A 21,804-nucleotide genomic window follows, 5' to 3' on the forward strand; every position below is an offset into this window, starting at 1 on the left:
TAGTTTTCAAAGTTCACTTCATCGCTTCAGAAGCGACTTATAAATCATATCATTTAAAGCTTGTTTTAGTCAACAACTTTTTTAAATGTTTTTTGTTTTTTTATTTCATTTGTTTTCCCTCGTTTGGGACAACATAGAATAATATATCAGCTATTTAAATTAATTACAATACCAAAATAAAAGAACTATTATTCAGAATGTTCCATTTACCTGAGCTCTTTATTAACAATAGTTACTATATTCACTTTAATAGGATGCTTCATAAAGAAGCATCCTTTGATCCTTTAAGCTAACGTTGCATTCTTCTTAAATTTTCCAATTGGTTTCACTGCTTCTACTAATGCTTGATCTAACTCTGTAGTGTATTTTGCTTTTTGTTCCTTACTCCACTCTAGCTTTATTGACATAAATTCAATTACTGAGTCTCTCCATTCATATACCCAATGAATATTGAAGAACAATGCACCAGTACGACGTATAAAAAAGTCGACTGGTTTTACAACCATCTCAAAGTCTATTGCATATAAAAGCGGTACGAAGACATCTAAAGGTAAATTATATTGATTAGCCACCATTCTGTATTGACTTGCTAACTGAAATAATGTATCAACATTGGAACCATAAAATTTTGTAAAACGTTCAGCTTTATTTTCTGACAAACCATACTTGATTCCTTCTTTGGTTTTTTCAGAAATATATTTAGAAAATTGTGATGCTCCACCTACATGTCCACCAGAGATAGGCATATGTTTTGTCTTACTTTTTATATAGTTAGAATTGTATCCTTCCTTTTTTAGTAATCCAATTACATAGTCGATTACCGTTTCGGCCATTTTTCGATACCCCGTTAACTTTCCACCAGCAATTGTTATTAAGCCAGAATTTGAAGTCCAAATTTCATCTTTGCGTGAAATTTCGGATGCACTTTTCCCTTCTTCATATATTAACGGACGTACCCCTGCCCAACTTGATTCTATATCCTTTTTCGAGATATTTATTGTTGGAAACATATAGTTGATTGCATTGATAATATAGTTACAGTCTTCATTAGTCATTTGTGGTTTCGCAGCATCTTCATTATAAAATGTATCTGTTGTACCAACATATGTCTTTCCATCTCGAGGAATCGCAAATACCATACGTCCGTCTGGCGTATCAAAATAGATTGCTTGACCGAGCGGGAAACGGCTATGATCAATAACTAAGTGAACACCTTTAGATAGCTGTAATACCTTACCTCTCTTTGATTGATCCATTTCACGTAGTGAATCAACCCAGGGTCCCGCTGCATTTACAATTTTTTTGCCGTATACTTCATATACTTCACCATCCAATAGATCAACGACAATTACACCGCATACTTTACCATCTTTATATAAGAAACCATCTACTTTAGCATAGTTCACTGCTTTAGCCCCATGAGCAATTGCTTCTTTCATTACCTCAATTGTTAGACGAGCATCATCTGTGCGGTACTCTACATAGTATCCGCCACCTTTTAGCCCTTCTTGTTTTACAAGTGGCTCTTTTTCAATCGTTTGTTCACGATTAAACATTTTTCTGCGTTCACTTCTTTTTACACCAGCTAGGAAATCATAAATCCTTAATCCTATTGATGTACTATATGCACCAAATGTACCACCTTTATGGAAAGGTAATAACATCCATTCTGGAGTTGTTACGTGAGGACCATTTTCGTAAACAATTGCACGTTCTTTCCCAACTTCTGCTACCATTTTTACTTCTAATTGTTTTAAGTATCGTAATCCACCATGTACAAGCTTAGTTGAACGACTAGATGTACCTGCTGCAAAGTCTTGCATTTCAAATACGATTGCTGATAATCCACGTGTACTAGCATCTAAGGCAATACCAGCTCCAGTTATACCTCCACCGATTACGATTACATCTAATTCTCTTTTATTTACTGTTTTTATGACATCTTTTCGTAGTGCACCTGAAAATTTCATGGCTTTTCCTCCTTAAAATACGAAAAAAAGAGACCACAAACATCACTATAGAAATTCTTCTATAGCATGTTGTGGTCTCTCTAAATCTCCTACCGAAATATTAACTTGTTTCTATTTTAACACTATACTATGTTATTTGAAAGCTTTTGTTGCTTCTATTGCTTTTTTCCAACCACTGTATAGTTCTTCTCTTTTATCATCTTGCATTTCCGGTTTAAATCTCTTATCCATGTTCCATTGTTTTGAGATTGTTTCTTGATTTTCCCAATAACCAACAGCTAGACCTGCTAAATAAGCTGCACCTAAAGCAGTTGTTTCATTTACTTCAGGACGTTCAACTGGGACATCTAATAGGTCACTTTGGAATTGCATTAAGAAATTATTCTTAACTGCTCCACCATCCACACGTAAAGTTTTTAGTTCAATACCCGAATCAGCTTCCATTGCACATAATACATCTTTGGTTTGATAAGCTAATGCTTCCAGTGTTGCACGAATAAAATGTTCCTTCGTTGTTCCACGAGTTAATCCAAAAACCGCTCCCCGTACTTCACTATCCCAATAAGGAGTACCTAGACCAACAAATGCGGGTACAATATAAACTCCATCTGTAGATTGAACTCTAGTAGCATATTCCTCACTATTACTAGCATCTTTAAACATGCGCATTCCATCACGTAACCATTGAATAGCGGAACCTGCTACGAAAATACTTCCTTCTAAAGCATATTCAACTTTTCCATTTAGGCCCCATGCAATTGTTGTTAATAAGCCATGATTAGATTTTACCGCTTTTTCACCAGTATTCATTAACATAAAACAACCAGTACCATAAGTATTTTTCGCCATTCCTTCGCTAAAGCAAGCTTGACCAAATAACGCAGCTTGTTGGTCACCAGCTATCCCTGCAATAGGTACATTTTGACCAAAGAAATGGTAATCAACAGTATGGCCATATACTTCAGAAGAAGATCGTACTTCTGGAAGCATACTTTTTGGTACCGTTAGCATTTCAAGTAGCTCATCATCCCAACTTAAGTCATGAATGTTATACATTAATGTACGTGATGCATTTGAATAATCCGTAACATGTACATTGCCTCCAGATAATTTCCATACAAGCCAAGTATCAATTGTTCCAAATAATAATTCACCACGTTCTGCTTTCTCTCTTGCACCTTCTACATTATCTAGAATCCACTTAACTTTTGTTCCAGAGAAATAGGCATCAATTAAAAGACCTGTTTTTTCACGAACAACCTCTCCATAGCCTTTCTCTTTTAGATCATCACATATCTCACTCGTTTGACGTGATTGCCACACGATTGCATTATAGATTGGTTTTCCAGTTGTTTTGTCCCACACAACTGTTGTTTCGCGTTGATTTGTAATACCTATACCTACAATTTGCTCAGGTTTTACATCTGCTTCACTTAAACAAGTAGCAATAACAGCTAAAATTGACCCCCAAATTTCTTGCGCATTATGCTCAACCCATCCTGGCTTTGGAAAATGCTGTGTAAATTCTTTTTGTGCAACATGGACTATTTTGCCATTTTTATTAAATAGAATTGCACGAGAACTTGTTGTACCTTGATCTAAAGAAAGAATGTATTTATTCATAATCGTCCCATCTCCTCATTAAGCTACTACTTTTCTATTATTTGAATGACTTTGACTCTTTTTACTTGTTAAATAAGAAACTATTAAAATACCAACTGTTACAATTCCTAAATAAATAATTGCAGAGTTATGCTTACCTTCAAAAATAATTTGATAGAATAATCCTGCAAGTGATCCTCCTAATGCTGGCCCAACAACTGGAATCCATGCGTATTTCCAATTTGAACCCCCTTTACCAGTAATAGGTAATAAAAAGTGTGCAATGCGAGGTCCTAAGTCACGAGCCGGATTAATTGCATAACCAGTCGTTCCGCCTAATGATAAACCAATGCTAACAATTAAGAAACCTACGATAAAAGGATTTAAACCATCTGCAAATTTATTTGACCCAATTGCTAAAATACCAAAAACTAAGATGAACGTTCCAATCAATTCACTTAAAAGATTTGCAAATGTATTAGGAATAGCAGGACCCGTTGCAAATACACCTAATTTTGTTCCTGGATCTTCTGTTTCTTTCCAATGAGGTAGATAATGTAAATAAACAATTGTTGCTCCGATCATAGCACCAATCATTTGTGCTGCAATGTATTCGGGTACTTGACTCCATGGAAATGAGCCTTTAAAAGCTAATGCTAAAGTAACAGCTGGATTTAAATGCGCTCCACTAATACTTCCTACTGCATAAACAGATATTGCAACTGCTAGACCCCATCCTAGAGTTATTACAATCCAACCTGAATCCTTAGCAAATGATTTTTTTAAACTTACACCTGCACAAACTCCTCCACCTAAAACAATTAGCAAAGCAGTTCCAATTAATTCCCCTAAAAATCCTGACATAATTTCACTCCATCCACATTCAATTTAAGATTAAGTTTTCTCGTGAGCGAAAATAAATCGAATGGCCATTCTTTTTAATAATAACTCTGTTAATATAGAAAAGAAGTATTGAGACAACGAGTATGATATTAGTGCATACCAATTATTAACTGAGCCTAAAAACAAAAAGACCCACAATCAATCAGCTTCTATTAATAAATAGAAACAATTAATTGTGGATCTCTTCATTTCTCCGTCACGTTTATTAACTTGTCTTTTATGCTAACCTCAAATGAAAGCGGTGTCAACAAGAATTTTCACATTTCTGCCATTATTTTAGGAATTTTTTCCATAAGTCTTTATCCGATGTTGTAATTGCAGTAGCACCAGCATTTAAAGCTGCATCCACATCTTCAACAGTTCTTATAAATCCACCAGCTAAAATAGGTATACCAGTTCTTTCTTTTACCTCTCCAATAACATTCGTAAGCGCTCCTGGTAACACTTCAATGTAATCGGGCTTTGTTTTTTCTAATAACAAAAAACTTTTTTCCATTGCTCCGGAGTCAATCAAAAAGATCCGTTGGATGGCAATAACCCCTTTTTGCTTAGCCTTTAAAATAACATTGGATTTTGTAGAAAGTAATCCATCTGGCTTGTATTCTTGACAAAGAAATTCCGCTGCATGCCCATCACTTTGTAAACCATGTATAAGGTCGACATGTAAAAATACTTTCTTTCCATGTTGCTTAGCAAGAGAAACTACACTTTTCAATTGACCAATATGAATATCAAGAATAACAATATATTTATACGGTGTAGTTAATAATTTTTCTAAATCCTTTATTTTTCTAACGGCTGGTAGAATCTTTTGTTCATGAAAATCCATCAATATTACCCCTATAGAATTTTTTACTTTTATAGTACACAATTAAAAAAAAAAGAAAAAGCCTGTACAATGAAAGAATTTTCATTGTACAGACTATTTTTAACTTTAGATCTACTCTCTGAAATACGCTAAGAATAATAGGAATACTACAAACAACACATACATTACAGGATGAATTTTTTTCGCTTTTCCAGCAGCAATCATTGAAATCGGATAGAAAATGAATCCAACTGCGATACCAGTTGCAATACTATAAGTTAGAGGCATTGCAATAATTGTAAAGAATGCTGGAACAGCAATTTCGAACTTTTTCCAATCAATTTGACCAATAGATGAAACCATTAAAACTCCGACTACGATTAAAGCAGGTGAAGTTACCGCTGCAGTTACTACTCCTAAAAGTGGTGCGAAGAATAATGCTAATAAGAAAAGAATACCTGTTACTACTGCTGAGAATCCAGTACGTCCACCAGCAGCTACACCAGCAGTTGACTCAATATAAGAAGTAGTAGTACTTGTACCTAAAGTTGAACCAACTACTACAGCAGTTGCATCAACCATTAATGCTTTACCAGCTCTTTCAAGTTTGTTTTCTTTTAATAATCCAGCTTGGTTAGCTACAGCTACTAATGTACCAGTTGCATCAAAGAAATCTACAATAAAGAAAGTTAATACTACAGCAAACATTTTACCTGAAGAGAAAACATCTGGAATATGTTTAATTGCTTGACCAAATGTTGGAGCAATACTTGGTACTGGACCAACAACTGAAGATGGTAAGTCGATAATTCCAAAAATCATACCTGCGATTGCAGTAATGATCATACCTAAAAATACACCGGCTTTTATTTTTCTAGCCATTAAAACTACAGTAATAACTAAACCGAAAATCGTTAATAAAACAGCAGGTTCATTTAATTTACCAAGTGATACGAATGTCGCAGGGTTACTTACGATAATACCTGAGTTTTTTAAACCGACAAAAGTAATAAAGAATCCAATACCGCTACCAATTGCTAATTTTAATTCAATTGGAATTGCATTTATAATTTGTTCACGAAGACCAGTTAATGAAAGAATGATAAAAATGATACCTGATACGAATACGCCAGCTAATGCTGTTTGCCATGGAATACCCATTCCAAGAACTACGTTAAAAGCAAAGAATGCATTTAATCCCATACCTGGTGCTAAAGCAATTGGATATTTCGCATATATACCCATTAAAATCGATCCGTATGCTGCAGCTAATGATGTAGCTACAAAGATTGCCTCTTTATTCATTCTTAAAGCTTCTGGGAAATCCTTAATATCTGATAATGATAAAATTGATGGATTTACAAATAAAATATAAGCCATTGCTAAGAATGTAGTTAAACCAGCAATTGTTTCTTGACGATATGATGTGCCTAACTTGTTGAACTCAAAATAATTACTGATACGTTCTTTCATATGATCCTCCTAAGTTTTAGTCTTAAAAGTCGGTCTCTATTTTATAAAATAGAAAAGGCACTTTTACACAAAGGTAAAAGCGCCTATCACGAGCAGTTTCATTCTGAAGTTATTAACCCTAGAATAATAGAATAATAGCAACATAGTGGGTTAATTACTTTCAGAAATCATTACTTCGTAGTCCGCCATTTTACGGTGGCGGGTAGAGACGCTAGTCCATATTTACTAGCCTATACGACAAGTTTTGACAAATTATTTATTTAATTTACATCCTTATATTACAATCAGTTTTAGTTAGTGTCAACAAAAAAACGAACATTTTTTATAAAATATTCGTTTTCGTTCGTTTTTACCATATTTTAGTTATTCTATTATACTTAATCATTAGGATATTCACGTATCAGTAAAATAAATCATGTAATTCACTGTAAATTCTAATAATTATTGTACTATAAATTGATCAATAATAAAAATTTTTAAAACTCTAATTACAAAAAAAAGCTATAATCCCTTAGAAGAGATTATAGCCGTTTTAAATTATTCCCACTCAATCGTTGCAGGTGGCTTACTAGTTACATCATAAACTATACGGTTTACGTGTTTAACTTCATTTACAATACGAGTTGAGATTTTTTGTAGTACATCCCAATCAATACGTGCCCAGTCAGCAGTCATTCCATCGATCGACGTAACTGCACGAATACCTACTGTGTAATCATACGTACGTTCGTCACCCATTACACCAACACTACGGATGTCAGGTAATACCGTGAAATATTGCCAAATTTCTTTATCTAAACCAGCTAAAGCAATTTCTTCACGTAAAATTGCATCTGATTCACGAACGATTTCAAGTTTTTGATCAGTAATTTCACCTAATACACGAATTCCTAGACCTGGTCCTGGGAATGGTTGTCTCCAAACGATTGCATCTGGAATTCCTAATTCAGTTCCAACTGCACGTACTTCGTCTTTAAATAATGTATTTAAAGGCTCAATTAACGTGAATTGCATGTCTTCAGGTAATCCACCTACATTATGATGTGATTTGATCGTTTGAGCTGTAGCCGTACCGCTCTCGATAATATCTGTATAAAGAGTTCCTTGAGCTAAGAAATCCATACCTTCTAATTTAGCTGCTTCATCATCAAATACATAGATGAATTCATTACCGATAATTTTACGTTTTTCTTCTGGATCAGAAACGCCAGCAAGTTTACTTAAGAAACGCTCTCTAGCATCTACTTTAATTACATTCATGTTGAAGCCTTCGCTAAACGTCTTCATAACGCCTTCAGCTTCATCTTTACGTAATAAACCATGGTCAACGAAGATACATGTTAATTGATCACCAATTGCTTTATGAATTAATACTGCAACTACTGAAGAATCAACACCACCACTAAGTGCACAAAGTACTTTTTTGTCGCCAACAGTATTACGAATATTTTCAAGTTCAACTTCAATGTAGTTTTTCATTGACCAGTTTGCTTCACATTCGCAAATATTGAATACGAAATTCTTTAATAGATCATTTCCATATTCAGAGTGACGAACTTCCGGGTGGAATTGTACACCATACATTTTTTTAGCTTCGTTACTCATTGCAGCGATTGGGCAAGAAGCACTAGTTGCATCTACAACGAATCCTTCTGGTTGTTGCATTACTTTATCACCGTGGCTCATCCAAACTACATGGTCTGAAGGCAGGTCTTTTAATAAAGCAGACGGATTTTGAATATTTAATTCAGCTTTACCGTATTCACGTTGGTCAGCTCTAGCTACCGTTCCGCCAAAATGTTGCGTCATTAACTGCATTCCGTAACAAATACCTAAGATTGGAATTTCTAAATCAAAAATTGCTTCATCACAGAAAAAAGCATTTTCGCCATATACGCTATTTGGTCCGCCAGAGAAAACGATCCCTTTAGCACCCATTTGCTTAATTTCCTCTGCAGTTATTGTATGAGGACGTAATTCACTATAAACGCCAAACTCACGGATACGTCGTGCTATAAGTTGGTTATACTGACTTCCAAAATCTAGTACTACAATTGTGTCATGTTGTTGCAAAACGGTCACCCCATCTATATATATTGAATTAACGTATCAGTTAAACTGATACTATTTTTCCCAAAAAAAATAAAAAAAGCCGATTTTCTACTCTTTTTACATACGAAAAATACGCATAAGAAGGCAGAAAATCAGACTTAAATTAAACAAAGTCAGACTGCCTTCATAGTCAGGGCATGTTACGGCGCCCCGGTAGAGACTCTCGACCCGTATTGTCGAGGATATATGAAGAATAATGACGAATATTGTATTATTGTCTCATTCTAACAATGTATAATTTTTCGGTCAAGGTATTTCAATGCATAAAAAAAATAAATTTTTGTGGAAACGTTACAACTTGTCATGAATAAGATTATAGTGTATCTTTTAACTAACGAACGGTAGGTAGTTTGTCGAGTCAAAATCATTTATTTAGTCTGCTATAAAGGGGAGATTTTTTATGAGTTGGATTTACTTAGTTATAGCGGGGGTTTCCGAAATTGCCTGGGCATTTGGACTAAAATACTCAGAAGGATTTACAAATTTGTTGCCAACAATTTTAACTATTGCTGGGATCTTGTTTAGCTTTTATTTATTTTCAAAAGCAATAAGAGATATTCCAATAGGTACTGCCTACGCAGTTTTTACAGGAATCGGTGCCGTTGGGACAGTTATTATAGGAATGTTATTTTTAAATGAATCTGCCTCTATATTGAAAGTTGTTTTGGTAATTACATTATTATCCGGAATTATTGGCTTAAAATTAACTTCAGATGATAAAAAAGCAGAGAAAGGAGATGCAGCATAAAATGGCTTGGTTATTTTTATTTATTGCGGGTTTGGGTGAAGTCGGCTTTGTCATTTTTATGAAGCTATCGAATAATTTTAAAAAACTTAACTACTCCATTTTGTGTATTCTATCTGGATGGACTAGTTTTTACTTATTATCAAAGGCCTTAAAGGTTATACCCGTCGGAACAGGCTATACAATCTGGACTGGTATAGGTGCCGCTGGTTCTGTTTTAATAGGCATGTTGTTCTTTAATGAATCACGTGAATGGAAAAGACTATTATTTATCACATTGGTAATTGGTTCTGTTATTGGTTTAAAAATCATCTCACCTCATTAAAAAAATCCCTATTTGAAAAAGAAATAGGGATTTTTGTCTTTTAAAACAGCTTTCCCCAAGTGTTTTTTCCAACAATTCCATCGACAACTAGTCCATTACTTGCTTGAAATTTTTTAACTGCATTTTCAGTAACTGGTCCAAAAATTCCATCTGCTGTTATTTTTAGTTTTTGTTGAACCTTTTTTACAGATTCACCTCTTGATCCTTCTTTTAAAATACCAGGGTATGGAATTGAATCTGTCTGAGTTATCGGGGGATTTAAGATGGCATTCACTTGTGCTTTAAACTCGTTAAATTGCTCTGGGTGGTCTATGAAGGTTTTTGGACATGGCTTATGTGTTATGTCATAATGTCTTACAATGTCATTTGCATTTAATTTAAACATCTTACATAATTCAGCAATTACTCTGATCGTACGTGTTAATGTGTATTGTGAAATAGTACCATCCTTTTCGACACACATTTCAACTCCAATTGAAAGCTTATTTGCGTTCGGAGCTAGTGCATCCACCCCTCTAAATACACCACCATTACTATTTCTTTCATAATGATCATTTGCATGATAAGCTACTTCATCAAGCGGAATAATACAGATTGCCTCTTTCGAATCAACAAAAATATGAGCAGATGCATATGTTTTATTTTTAATCGCTATACCGTTAAAATACCTTTGGTGACTTTGTGCACTTGCCCCCGGATTGGCTGTCCAATGCAGCACAATTTTTCTAACTTCTTTCAATTTTATTGACGGCCTCGTATACTTGTTCATCGAAATATAATCATTTCTCCAAGTTGCCAAAATTAGCACTCCTTTTCAATATTGGCATGTCCAAACAATTTCCATCCGAATACTTGGACATGTATATTAATACAGTATTCTAAAAGATAAAATTCGTTACATAAAAAAAGAGAGTATTAGATACTCTCTCGGAATACTTGATACTAATTACTTTTTTAGTGGTTTAACATAAATTGCTTGTGAAGAATTAACAGATATACATCCATCCAAATCCTTCTCTTTTAACAATCCCAAATTAATAGCAGACTTGATCTTATCTCCATCTGGTTTTCTTACAATTTGTATTAAATCAGTCAAGTTTAGTTCTTCTAATTTATGAATTGTCTTATCTTCATTAAATTTCTCTTTTTTTCTTATGATTCGTTCAAGTTTTAAATTATTAATAATTAGTTCACCTTTTTCATTCATTCCAACTTGATGATCAAAGTATCCATGAAAAATCTTTTGTAATTCTTCTAACTGATTTTCAATATCTTTCTTTTTTTGACTCAAATCATAGTACTCGTTCAACATCGGTTCGGTAATTTTGAAATTATTTTTCCTCCCCATTTCATAACACCACTTTTCATTAGAAGATAATTAATCTTATTGTGAAATTAGACGAGTTATGACTTGAAATACATTAGAAATAAAAGTACATTAACTAGTGGAAGACTAAAAATAGAATGAATTATTGCTATAAAAGAAAATAAGAAAATTTATGTTATTTATATATATCAAATCAAAAAGAAAGGAATCTTGATTATGTTGAAAAGCAACAATCATGATAGCGAAATGAAAAATGTTTATTGAACCAATGCTATTACAAAATGCTGATAAACCATTTGACTCTGATCAACATTATTTTGAATTGAAATCAAATGGTGTTCGAATGATGCTTGAAAGGCAAAATGGAAAGAATAAACTTTTTAATCGAAATGGTACGGAGATTACAGAGAGAATCCCTGAACTCGAAAATATCGAATTAGATGATTGTTACTTAGACGGTGTTTTAGTTTGTTATAATGACGGCAGAGAGGATTTTGAAGCTGCAACCAATCGAGTAAGTTTTATTCAAGAATACAAAATAATACAAGGAAGCAAACAATTTCCATTAACATATATCGTTTTTGATATTTTACGCCTTAAAAATAAAAACTTAATGAAAGAACCTTTATCTTATCGAAAAAAAATCCTTTCAGAAACTATAGTAGATCAAGAATCAATTAAAAAAAGTTTTTATATCGAGTCGGAAGGTGAGATGTTTTTTGAGCAAATTAAAACGCTTGGACTTGAAGGTATAGTAGCTAAATCAAAAGATTCCACTTATATACCAGCACATCGATCACTAAATTGGTTAAAGATCATTAACTGGAGATATAGTAACTACTATATAACGGGATATAAAAAACAAGGAATGGGATTATTAATCTCGGAATTAAAAAATGGTGAGTATGTAAATGTAGGGATAGTAGAGTTTGGGATGAATATCGGCCAAAAAACAGCTTTCTTTAGTCTAACTAAGCATATAAAAACTGGGGAAGACAAAAATTATATTTATGTAGAACCGTTAGTTCGATGTGTGATAAAAAGTAGAGGTCAATTAAATAGCGGAGAATTAATTGAACCAATTTTCCATGATTTTATTGTTTAAAAATAACTTTTTAAAAGTAATGATCTACCCCCCTTTAAATGTAGAAAGTATTAGTAGCTTTTTACTTATATGAAGGGGTTTATTTTTTTCTATCTAAATATAAGCCATAATATGATCAACCAAAATGGTATAGAAAATAAAAGACCAAAAAGGCATCCTCTATATAAACCAAAATTCATCTAAATCATCCTTAAAAAGTTATTTGATATAATTGCAATATTGCATCAAAGATTTTCTGCTATTATCAAATTTACTATACATATTTAAACGATATTTAGTCAATAAAGCCTTAGTTCTATTTAATTCAATTTCTTCATCAAATACCTGTTAGTTATTCTCATTATGGACTACACCGATCGTAAAAGTGTTGCAATTATATGCAAAAAAAAACCCTTGATTGCTCAAGGGTTTATTCTTTATTACATCATGCCGCCCATGCCCATGCCGCCCATGTCAGGCATTGCTGGAGCATTTTTCTCAGGAATGTCAGCTACTACTGCTTCAGTTGTTAAGAACATAGCTGAAACAGATGCTGCGTTTTGAAGTGCAGAACGTGTAACTTTAGTTGGGTCAACGATACCTTCTTCAATCATGTTTACCCATTGTCCGTTAGCAGCATTGAAACCAACGCCAACTTCCGCACTTTTTAATTTCTCAATAATTACTGATCCTTCTAGACCAGCATTTGTAGCGATTTGACGAACTGGAGCTTCAAGTGCACGTAATACGATGTTGATACCTGTTGCTACGTCACCTTCTGCTTCGATTGCAGCTACTTTATTATATACGCTCATTAATGCAGTACCACCACCAGCTACAATACCTTCTTCAACTGCAGCGCGTGTAGAGTTTAATGCATCCTCAATACGTAATTTACGCTCTTTTAATTCAGTTTCAGTTGCAGCACCAACTTTGATTACTGCTACACCACCAGCTAATTTAGCTAAACGCTCTTGTAATTTTTCGCGATCAAATTCAGAAGTAGTTTCTTCTAATTGAGCACGGATTACGCCGATACGTCTTTGGATTGCTTCAGTTTCACCAGCACCTTCAACGATTGTAGTGTTTTCTTTTGTTACTACAACTTTTGAAGCACGACCTAATTGAGTGATGTTAGTTGTTTTAAGATCTAATCCTAATTCTTCTGTAATCACTTCACCGCCAGTTAAGATCGCGATATCTTCTAACATTGCCTTACGACGGTCACCGAAGCCAGGAGCTTTAACAGTAACTGCATTGAACGTACCACGTAATTTATTTACGATGATTGTTGCTTGTGCTTCGCCTTCAACATCCTCAGCAATGATTAATAGTGGTTTACCTTGTTGAACAACTTGCTCAAGTACTGGTAAAATTTCTTGAATGTTTGTTACTTTTTTATCTGTGATTAAAATATATGGATTTTCTAATTCAGCGACCATTTTCTCTGAATTTGTAACCATGTAAGGAGAAGAGTATCCACGGTCAAATTGCATACCTTCAACTACTTCTAATTCAGTTGTGAAACCTTTTGATTCTTCAAGAGTAATAACTCCATCGTTACCAACGCGCTCCATTGCTTCAGCAATTAATTGTCCAACTTCTGGATCCGCTGAAGAAATTGCAGCAACTTGTGCGATTGACTCTTTACCTTCAATTGGTTTTGAGATTGTTTTTAATTCTTCGATTGCTACAGCAACTGCTTTTTCGATACCTTTACGGATACCCATTGGGTTTGCACCAGCAGTTACGTTTTTAAGACCCTCACGAATCATAGCTTGAGCTAAAACTGTCGCAGTTGTTGTACCGTCCCCAGCAACATCATTCGTTTTGCTAGCAACTTCTGCAACTAATTTTGCACCCATATTTTCAAATGCATCTTCTAATTCGATTTCTTTTGCGATTGTAACACCATCATTTGTAATTAATGGAGAACCGAATTTTTTCTCAAGAACTACGTTACGTCCTTTTGGTCCTAAAGTTACTTTTACAGCATCAGCTAAAGCGTCTACACCACGTAACATCGCGCGACGTGCTTCTTCACCAAATCTAATGTCCTTTGCCATGAAAATGACCTCCTTATAATATAAAAAATATATTTTTTAATTTAAGTATTATTATTTTATTAACCTATGATTGCAAGTATATCGTTTTCGCGAAGTACTAAGTATTCAGTACCACCGTACTTAACTTCTGTTCCTGAATATTTAGAGAAGATAATGCGGTCACCTACAGATACTTCTAAAGCTACGCGCTCACCATTTTCAAGTACTCGGCCAGTACCTACTGCAACAACTTTGCCTTCTTGTGGCTTTTCTTGTGCACTACCTGGTAACACGATACCACTAGCAGTTTTTTCTTCAGACTCAACAAGCTCAATTACAACACGATCACCTAATGGCTTTAACATGTGTAATACCTCCTCAATAATCAAATCATTATTTTTTAGCACTCATGTATATTGAGTGCTAACACAATTATTAGTTTAAATAATATCAAAAAATTTTGCAAGCCCGAAGCAGGCACTTTTCTTGTCGAAATTTAATAAGTTTTTTTCTTTACAATCAAAAGTAAAATAAAAAGTGAAAATTTCTTTTAAGAAACATAAGAAACGAGTAAAATAATGTACGTGTTGTTATAAACCTTTGGGTTCTGAAAAATATCAACACAAAGGAGCTATCGTATTGAAAACTAGAGATTTATGGATTTTATTAACGTATGTCGTTCTTCAATATTCAGCGGTATTTGGAGTGCCCTATTTATTAAATAGTAACTTATACGCTGGAGTGGATCAGAAAACGGCTTCTCTTGAAGCAGTGGCATTATGGGGTTGTATTAGTTTCGTAACTGGATTAATTATTATCCTTATCTTATTACATAAGCCCATTTATGAAGGAATAAAGCATTTAAAAACTAATTATCGTACAATAATAAATTGGGTTGTTTTAGGTTACTTCATAACAATGCTAACTCAAATTGTTTGTAATTTAATTTTAATTTATGTGTTTCATTTACATAAGGGCTCAGAAAATACTCAAAATATCATAAACATTGCAAAGCTTAATCCGGCTTTTATTATCATCCCAAGTCTAGTTGCACCAATTTTAGAAGAGATTATTTTTCGTCGAATCATTTTTAAGAGGCTTTATAATCGTTTACCATTTATTATATCTGCTGGAATTAGTTCAGCGATCTTTTCGCTTATGCACGGTGACTTGCCCTTCTTTTTATCTTACTTTCTAATCGGTTTTGTATTTTGTTACTTGTATAAACGAACAAACTCAATTATGGTACCAATCTTAACACATATGTTAATGAACTCTTTTGTCGTTTTTCAGCAAATCAATTTACATTAAAAACCCCCAATTCTTTTGGGGGTTTTTGTATTAATATAAATTTATTGTTGTAAAAAATATGCCAATGTTTGCAGTTCAACTGCTAAGTCTATATGATGAATGCGAATATGTTCTGGTACACTAATTCGTGCAGGTGTGAAATTTAAAATACCTCTAATATTTTTTCCATTTAATCGATCAGCTATTGATTGTGCTACAGGTGCAGGAACAGTTAAAATAACGATTTGAATATCTTCATTCATAACTTCCTCTAGATTATCTAGATTATAAACGGGTACTCCACCTATTTCAGTACCAATTTTATTTGGATCAATATCAAATGCCATCTCAATTTTTGTATTATTATTTTTTATAAAATTATAGTGTAAGAATGCAGTTCCTAAATTACCAACACCAATTAATGCAACTTTCATAACTTCATGCTGGTTAAGCGCTTTCGAGAAAAAAGTTAATAAATAATTTACGTTATAGCCATAACCTTTTTTACCAAGTGCTCCAAAATAAGAAAAATCTCTTCTGATTGTAGCGGAATCTACCTTTACTGCTTCACTTAACTCTGCTGAAGAAACTCTTTGTTTACCTGATAAAGACAAATTCTTTATAAAACGGTAATATAAAGGTAGACGTTTAGCAGTAGCTTGTGGAATTTTAATTTGTTCCGAATCCATTTTTTAATCCCCCACTTACTGTAATTCTTTTTACTATGGTGTGTAATTTAACTTTATTTTAGTAATAAAGTACTTGTTCTAATGTAAAATATACACTATATTTAAGAATTTTGACAGTCTACAGTTACATACATAAAAAATTTTGCAATGAGGTGTTATCCATGATTCTTTTACAAGTAAATAATGTCTCAAAGTATTTTGGTAGTGACATTATACTTTCAAATATAAAATTAGAAGTTCAAACGAGTGATCGCGTTGCCATTGTTGGTCGAAATGGTGCGGGAAAATCTACATTATTGAAAATCATAGCAGGTGAAATATCTTATGATGGCGGTGAAATAAATAAACCTAAAGATGTTACTGTAGGCTACCTAGCCCAAAACACTGGTTTACAAAGCAATCAAACGATTTGGGAAGAATATTATTCTGTTTTCAATCATTTAGTAGAGATGCAAGACAATATGAGAAAATTAGAAGTTAAAATGACAAGAGAGGATGTCTATTCTAACCAAGCCGTTTATGACAAGGTTATGAATGAATATGATCATCTTCAATATACTTTCAAAGAAAACGGTGGTTACCAGTTTGAAGCAGATATTCGTTCAATTATTAGTGGTTTAGGTTTTAGTAATGAAGATTACGAAACAAAAATTTCTTCGTTAAGTGGTGGACAAAAAACAAGACTGGCATTAGGTAAGCTATTGTTGACGAAGCCTGACTTGTTAATTTTGGATGAGCCTACTAACCATTTAGATATTGACACTCTTAGTTGGTTAGAGCGCTACTTACAGTCATACCCTGGTGCAGTATTAATCGTTTCCCACGATCGATATTTCCTTGATCAAGTTGTTAATATTGTTTATGAAATATCTAATCATAAGCATCAACGATTTGTTGGTAATTATAGTAAGTACCTTGAGCTAAAGGCAGCTCAATATGAACAAGAGTTAAAACAGTTCGAAAAGCAACAAGAGGAAATCTCTAAACTTGAAGATTTTGTGCAGCGTAATATTGCACGTGCATCAACTACAAAAAGAGCTCAAAGTCGTAGGAAACAATTAGATCGAATGGTTCGATTAGACAGGCCACTTGGAGACGAGTCTTCTGCTAATTTTTCATTTGCAATTGAAAAACAAAGCGGTAATGATGTGTTGTCTGTACAAGATTTATTTATTGGCTATGATCGTATCCCAACAATTGATCAGCCGATGAGATTCGTTCTGAATCGAGGCGATAGTGTCGCATTAGTCGGTCCAAATGGTGTTGGTAAATCGACATTACTTAAAACAATTATTGGAGATTTAGAAAAATTACAGGGTACGATTGATTTTGGTGCAAATGTTTCAGTTGGTTATTATGATCAAGAGCAAGCAAAACTAACTTCTAATAAAAGAGTTTTAGATGAACTTTGGGATGATTATCCATTAAAGGCCGAACAAGAAATCCGAACAATATTAGGTAATTTTTTATTTTCTGGAGATGATGTAACAAAAATTGTTACTTCTTTAAGTGGTGGAGAAAAGGCAAGATTAGCTTTGGCTAAGCTTATGATGAAAAAAGCTAATTTCCTAATTCTGGATGAGCCTACTAACCACTTAGATCTAGATAGTAAAGAAGTATTAGAAAATGCTTTATTAGATTACCCTGGAACTATTTTATTTGTTTCTCATGATCGTTACTTTATGAACAGATTATCCACAAAAACTTTTGAACTAGCAAAAGCAGGATTATCAATTTATTTGGGTGATTATGACTATTACCAATTTAAGAAAAACGAAGCATTTGAAAAAGAACAAGCAGAAAAAGAGGCTACATTCTCACAAGTTAAACAAACTTCTCAACCAGTTTCTGATTATCAACAAGACAAAGAATTGAAGAAAAAAATCCGTCAAACTCAGCGCCGTATAGAGGAAATTGAGAGTAATATATCGCAATTTGAGCTTGATATAGAGACGATTGAATTAGAATTATGTAAGCCAGAGGTTTACGGTGATTTTCAATTAGTACAAGAATTAACAATTAAGAAAAATGATATCGAAGCTAAGTTAATAGACCTAATGGAAGAATGGGAAAACTTACAAGAATAATGTCTAAACGGATAAGCTTTTTGCTATCCGTTTTTTCTTATCTACATATTTATCCACATATATTCAATTATTATTTAGCTTTTACACAGGTTTATACACATTATCCACAGAAAAACAGTAATGTTATACACAATTTTGTACACATAGTTTAATAAGTTTTTAACAAATAAAAAGTACTTATCCACATTTTATTAAAAAATTGTGAATAAGTACTTCTTACATATTTTCTAAATCCAAACCTGGATTCCCGTTTAATGCCAAATTACCTAGTTTTCCTTGTTTCAAACGAATAAATGCAGCAGCACCAATCATCGCAGCATTATCTGTACAAAGTGATAGTGGTGGTATAACTAATTCTATATTATTCAAAGCATTCATCTCTTCTTGTAATGTAGCTCTCAACCCTTTATTAGCTGCAACTCCTCCGGCTAATAAAACTTGTTTTACATCATATTCTTTTGCAGCTTGAATTGTTTTTGAAACAATTACTTCAATTACACTCTCTTGGAAACTTGCTGCCACATCAGCTGGTGATACAGCTTCGCCTCTTTGCTCAGCATTATGCATATAATTAATAACTGCTGACTTTAATCCACTAAAACTAAAATCATAGCTACCCTCTTCTAACCATGCTCTAGGAAAAGGAATGGTTGCATTTCCTTCTTGTGCGAGACGATCAATGTGAGGACCACCTGGATAAGGTAATTTAAGTGTTCTAGCAACCTTATCATAAGCTTCTCCTGCTGCATCATCCCTTGTTTCACCTATTACCTCAAAGACGCCATCTTCCTTCATGTAGACAAGCTCAGTATGTCCACCAGAAACTACTAAGGCTAATAGCGGATATTGCAGGGGCTGTACAAGTTGATTAGCATAAATATGACCTGCAATGTGGTGTACACCTATAAGCGGTAATCCATGTGCAAATGCAATTGCTTTTGCCGCATTTACCCCAATTAGTAACGCTCCAACAAGTCCTGGACCTTCTGTAACCGCAACTGCAGCTAGATCCTCATTTTCTACCTGTGCTTGCTTCATTGCTTCTTCGATTACTAAAGTTATTTGCTCAACATGTAATCGTGAAGCAACTTCAGGTACAACTCCACCAAAACGTTTATGAATATCGATCTGAGTAGCTACTACATTACTTAAAATTTCATTTCCATTTTTAACAACTGCTGCTGAAGTTTCATCACAGCTTGTCTCTATAGCAAGAATTAAACAATTTTCATTTATCATTTCAAATTCACCCACATAACTAATGCATCCTCAAAATTATCTGTATAATAGCTTTTTCGAATACCACCATCTTGGAATCCCAGCTTTCGATATAGTCCCATTGCTACATGATTTGATACCCTTACTTCTAATGTTAATGTATCAGCTCCAAGATTTTTAGCAGTTTCCATTACCGCCCGAAGTAGCTTTTCGCCAAGACCTACTCCCCTATAATCTGGTAAAATAGCTATATTTGTAATATGTCCCTCGTCAATAACCACCCATAATCCACAATAACCAATTATTTTCTCATCAACTTCAGCCACTATATAATTAGCAAATTGATTTGAATATAATTCATTATAAAAAGCATCATATGTCCATGGTGTAGGGAATGATAGTTTTTCAATTTCTACTATTTGATCTAAATCTTCTTCTTTCATTTTACGAAAAGCAACCGATGAGATCATAATATCCTCCTACTTTTCTTGGCTTGCTAGCCAATTAGCTTCTGCTTCTGATAATCTTAAATATTCTGGTGCAAAATTATGAACTGATTCTTCTTTTTCTTCTAAGCTACATGTATACAGTTCACTTGGTCTCTGGTTATTCAAACTTTCTTTTGCAAAGACCGCTTGATCTTTTAAATGCTCAATAATAAATTCTTTATGAATTGATACATCATTACCAATAAATAAGATTTGTTCATTATAAGATTTAAGCTTTTCAATCCAGATACTTCGGTCAATATTGCAGTCTTCTAATACCTCATTAGTAACCTGTCCTCTAAAATCATAAAGACCTGTAAATAATAAGTTGCGTCTTGCATCAAATAATGGGCAAACTAATCCATTAAAATATCGTCCGTTAGCAGCTAATACCTTCAAACTTGAAACCCCGATAATTGGAATATTTAAAGTGAAAGCTAATGATTTAGCCACAGTGACACCAATGCGTACACCTGTATAAGAGCCTGGACCTTTTGCAACTACTATTTTAGATAGTTCCTTTGGTTTTATATTGCATTCTTCCATTAAAGTACTAATGGCTGGCATTAATCGTACAGAATGGTTTTTATTAATAAATGTTATCGTTTCTCCAATAACAGATTGATCTTTTATTAGACTAATTCCCATAACATTTGTAGATGTATCAATTGCTAAAACGGTCATTGTTTATTAACTCCTTACAAATAAATTCATACCTAGATCCACTTGGAATAAAAGTAATCATTCTACCATTTTCTTCATGAGTTATTATGATTTTTAAGAATTCATTTGGTAAGTAATCTGAAATTAAATGAGCCCATTCTACAACACAAACACCTTCACCCATAAAATACTCATCAAAGCCTAAATCTTCACTACTACCTTCTAAACGATAAACATCCATATGATATAGAGGAATTCTACCTTTATATTCTTTGATAATATTAAAAGTTGGACTATTAACCGTTCTTTTTACATCAAGACCTTTAGCAAAACCTTTTGTAAAGGTGGTCTTTCCAGCACCAAGATCTCCTTCTAATAATATTACATCTTTTTGTTGCACTAATTGTCCGAGAAAAAATGCAATTTCTTGAGTTTCTTCCTCAGTATTTGTATGTAAAACAATTTCCAATTACTTCACCACCAAAATTCTAACTCGTCTATTTCTAACTTTGCCATATTATATCATTTCAAAACATTAAGCGGATGTCAAACAGTAATATTCTTTTGAATAGTTTAAATAAATTATTGAAATTTATATTTAGGTTGTTTTCGTTTATTTTGTTACTTCTCTCGCATTGCGTATGTCGTAAGCAGTGTCTTCTAGTCGCATAGACTCCTTGTTGATCTCTTACCTACCATCCCACGTTTACTAATTAAGGTTGAGTTAAGCAGTCTTTGCTTTTGTCAGCTTCTGTTTTAAACAATTATAATCGTTAAAAGTAATACTGTACGAAATTAAATCTATTTATATATTACTCATTTCCAATATAATAAAAAAAACGAAACAATTTTTTGTTTCGTTTTAAGAATCGTATGTATGGCGGTCCCGACCGGGATCGAACCGGCGATCTCCTGCGTGACAGGCAGGCATGTTAACCGCTACACCACGGGACCAATTTGGTTGCGGGGACAGGA

At 33.6% G+C, this 21,804-nt stretch carries 20 protein-coding genes, 1 tRNA gene and 2 riboswitches; of the genes, 5 read left to right on the forward strand and 16 right to left on the reverse strand.

Going from position 1 to position 21,804, the window contains the following annotated elements:
• Positions 1–284 precede the first annotated feature (284 nt).
• The 6 genes from COE53_RS21265 to guaA form a co-directional block, all read right to left on the reverse strand.
• Complete coding sequence (locus tag COE53_RS21265) at positions 285–1,970, reverse strand: glycerol-3-phosphate dehydrogenase/oxidase (protein WP_098948686.1); 1,686 nt, start codon at positions 1,968–1,970, stop codon at positions 285–287.
• A 132-nt stretch (positions 1,971–2,102) separates the two neighbouring features.
• Positions 2,103–3,593 carry a glycerol kinase GlpK gene (glpK, locus tag COE53_RS21270; protein ID WP_098948687.1) on the reverse strand — a complete coding sequence of 497 codons (1,491 nt, stop codon included), beginning with the start codon at positions 3,591–3,593 and terminating at the stop codon, positions 2,103–2,105.
• An 18-nt stretch (positions 3,594–3,611) separates the two neighbouring features.
• Positions 3,612–4,436: an MIP/aquaporin family protein gene (locus COE53_RS21275; RefSeq protein ID WP_098948688.1), complete on the reverse strand. Its 825-nt coding sequence runs from the start codon at positions 4,434–4,436 to the stop codon at positions 3,612–3,614.
• 310 nt (positions 4,437–4,746) lie between these two features.
• Entirely contained in the window at positions 4,747–5,304 is a 558-nt protein-coding gene (locus tag COE53_RS21280) for a glycerol-3-phosphate responsive antiterminator (RefSeq protein WP_069033985.1), read from the reverse strand.
• Between the two features lie 111 nt (positions 5,305–5,415).
• Entirely contained in the window at positions 5,416–6,744 is a 1,329-nt protein-coding gene (locus tag COE53_RS21285; protein ID WP_091024967.1) for an NCS2 family permease, read from the reverse strand.
• Between the two features lie 170 nt (positions 6,745–6,914).
• A riboswitch (purine riboswitch) is annotated at positions 6,915–7,014 on the reverse strand.
• A gap of 279 nt (positions 7,015–7,293) precedes the next feature.
• A complete protein-coding gene (guaA, locus tag COE53_RS21290; protein WP_483295440.1) occupies positions 7,294–8,829 on the reverse strand; it encodes a glutamine-hydrolyzing GMP synthase in 1,536 nt (511 codons plus the stop codon).
• Positions 8,830–8,975: 146 nt separating this feature from the next.
• A riboswitch (purine riboswitch) is annotated at positions 8,976–9,078 on the reverse strand.
• A 190-nt stretch (positions 9,079–9,268) separates the two neighbouring features.
• Here guaA and COE53_RS21295 point away from each other — a divergent pair.
• Both COE53_RS21295 and COE53_RS21300 read left to right on the forward strand, forming a co-directional pair.
• Entirely contained in the window at positions 9,269–9,616 is a 348-nt protein-coding gene (locus COE53_RS21295) for a DMT family transporter (protein WP_098948689.1), read from the forward strand.
• A gap of 1 nt (position 9,617) precedes the next feature.
• Complete coding sequence (locus COE53_RS21300; protein ID WP_056470039.1) at positions 9,618–9,938, forward strand: DMT family transporter; 321 nt, start codon at positions 9,618–9,620, stop codon at positions 9,936–9,938.
• Between the two features lie 40 nt (positions 9,939–9,978).
• Here COE53_RS21300 and COE53_RS21305 read toward each other — a convergent pair whose 3' ends face one another.
• Both COE53_RS21305 and COE53_RS21310 read right to left on the reverse strand, forming a co-directional pair.
• Positions 9,979–10,737 carry a peptidoglycan recognition protein family protein gene (locus tag COE53_RS21305; protein WP_069033990.1) on the reverse strand — a complete coding sequence of 253 codons (759 nt, stop codon included), beginning with the start codon at positions 10,735–10,737 and terminating at the stop codon, positions 9,979–9,981.
• Between the two features lie 147 nt (positions 10,738–10,884).
• Positions 10,885–11,286: a hypothetical protein gene (locus COE53_RS21310; protein WP_069033991.1), complete on the reverse strand. Its 402-nt coding sequence runs from the start codon at positions 11,284–11,286 to the stop codon at positions 10,885–10,887.
• A 232-nt stretch (positions 11,287–11,518) separates the two neighbouring features.
• On the opposite strand from COE53_RS21310, the gene COE53_RS21315 reads away from it, so the two are divergent.
• Complete coding sequence (locus COE53_RS21315) at positions 11,519–12,370, forward strand: ATP-dependent DNA ligase (protein WP_069033992.1); 852 nt, start codon at positions 11,519–11,521, stop codon at positions 12,368–12,370.
• A gap of 419 nt (positions 12,371–12,789) precedes the next feature.
• On the opposite strand, the gene groL is transcribed toward COE53_RS21315, so the two are convergent.
• Together groL and groES are read right to left on the reverse strand one after the other, a co-directional pair.
• Entirely contained in the window at positions 12,790–14,415 is a 1,626-nt protein-coding gene (gene groL, locus COE53_RS21320; RefSeq protein ID WP_069033993.1) for a chaperonin GroEL, read from the reverse strand.
• Between the two features lie 59 nt (positions 14,416–14,474).
• Complete coding sequence (groES, locus tag COE53_RS21325) at positions 14,475–14,759, reverse strand: co-chaperone GroES (protein WP_025672094.1); 285 nt, start codon at positions 14,757–14,759, stop codon at positions 14,475–14,477.
• A 274-nt stretch (positions 14,760–15,033) separates the two neighbouring features.
• Here groES and COE53_RS21330 point away from each other — a divergent pair, with 274 nt between their 5' ends.
• Positions 15,034–15,705: a CPBP family intramembrane glutamic endopeptidase gene (locus COE53_RS21330; protein ID WP_069033994.1), complete on the forward strand. Its 672-nt coding sequence runs from the start codon at positions 15,034–15,036 to the stop codon at positions 15,703–15,705.
• Positions 15,706–15,746: 41 nt separating this feature from the next.
• On the opposite strand, the gene COE53_RS21335 is transcribed toward COE53_RS21330, so the two are convergent.
• Positions 15,747–16,373, reverse strand: coding sequence for a redox-sensing transcriptional repressor Rex (locus COE53_RS21335; RefSeq protein ID WP_025672092.1), 627 nt, complete (start codon positions 16,371–16,373; stop codon positions 15,747–15,749).
• Between the two features lie 161 nt (positions 16,374–16,534).
• Here COE53_RS21335 and COE53_RS21340 point away from each other — a divergent pair, with 161 nt between their 5' ends.
• Entirely contained in the window at positions 16,535–18,460 is a 1,926-nt protein-coding gene (locus COE53_RS21340) for an ABC-F family ATP-binding cassette domain-containing protein (RefSeq protein WP_098948690.1), read from the forward strand.
• A 216-nt stretch (positions 18,461–18,676) separates the two neighbouring features.
• Here the strand turns inward: COE53_RS21340 and tsaD are convergent, their stop codons facing one another.
• From tsaD to COE53_RS21365, 5 genes are all read right to left on the reverse strand, one after another.
• On the reverse strand, positions 18,677–19,699 hold the full coding sequence (gene tsaD / locus COE53_RS21345; protein WP_483295441.1) for a tRNA (adenosine(37)-N6)-threonylcarbamoyltransferase complex transferase subunit TsaD: 1,023 nt from the start codon (positions 19,697–19,699) through the stop codon (positions 18,677–18,679).
• A complete protein-coding gene (gene rimI, locus COE53_RS21350) occupies positions 19,696–20,148 on the reverse strand; it encodes a ribosomal protein S18-alanine N-acetyltransferase (protein ID WP_069033997.1) in 453 nt (150 codons plus the stop codon). Before rimI ends, tsaD begins: the two co-directional genes overlap by 4 nt.
• A gap of 9 nt (positions 20,149–20,157) precedes the next feature.
• On the reverse strand, positions 20,158–20,850 hold the full coding sequence (gene tsaB, locus COE53_RS21355; RefSeq protein ID WP_069033998.1) for a tRNA (adenosine(37)-N6)-threonylcarbamoyltransferase complex dimerization subunit type 1 TsaB: 693 nt from the start codon (positions 20,848–20,850) through the stop codon (positions 20,158–20,160).
• Positions 20,831–21,298, reverse strand: a complete 468-nt coding sequence (gene tsaE / locus COE53_RS21360; protein ID WP_056470004.1) for a tRNA (adenosine(37)-N6)-threonylcarbamoyltransferase complex ATPase subunit type 1 TsaE — start codon at positions 21,296–21,298, stop codon at positions 20,831–20,833. Before tsaE ends, tsaB begins: the two co-directional genes overlap by 20 nt.
• 409 nt (positions 21,299–21,707) lie before the next feature.
• A tRNA-Asp gene (locus COE53_RS21365) sits at positions 21,708–21,783 on the reverse strand.
• Positions 21,784–21,804 lie beyond the last annotated feature (21 nt).

The sequence above is a fragment of the Bacillus sp. AFS029533 genome, from assembly GCF_002585125.1.
In the GTDB taxonomy this organism is placed as follows: Bacteria; Bacillota; Bacilli; order Bacillales; family Bacillaceae_G; genus Gottfriedia; species Gottfriedia luciferensis_B.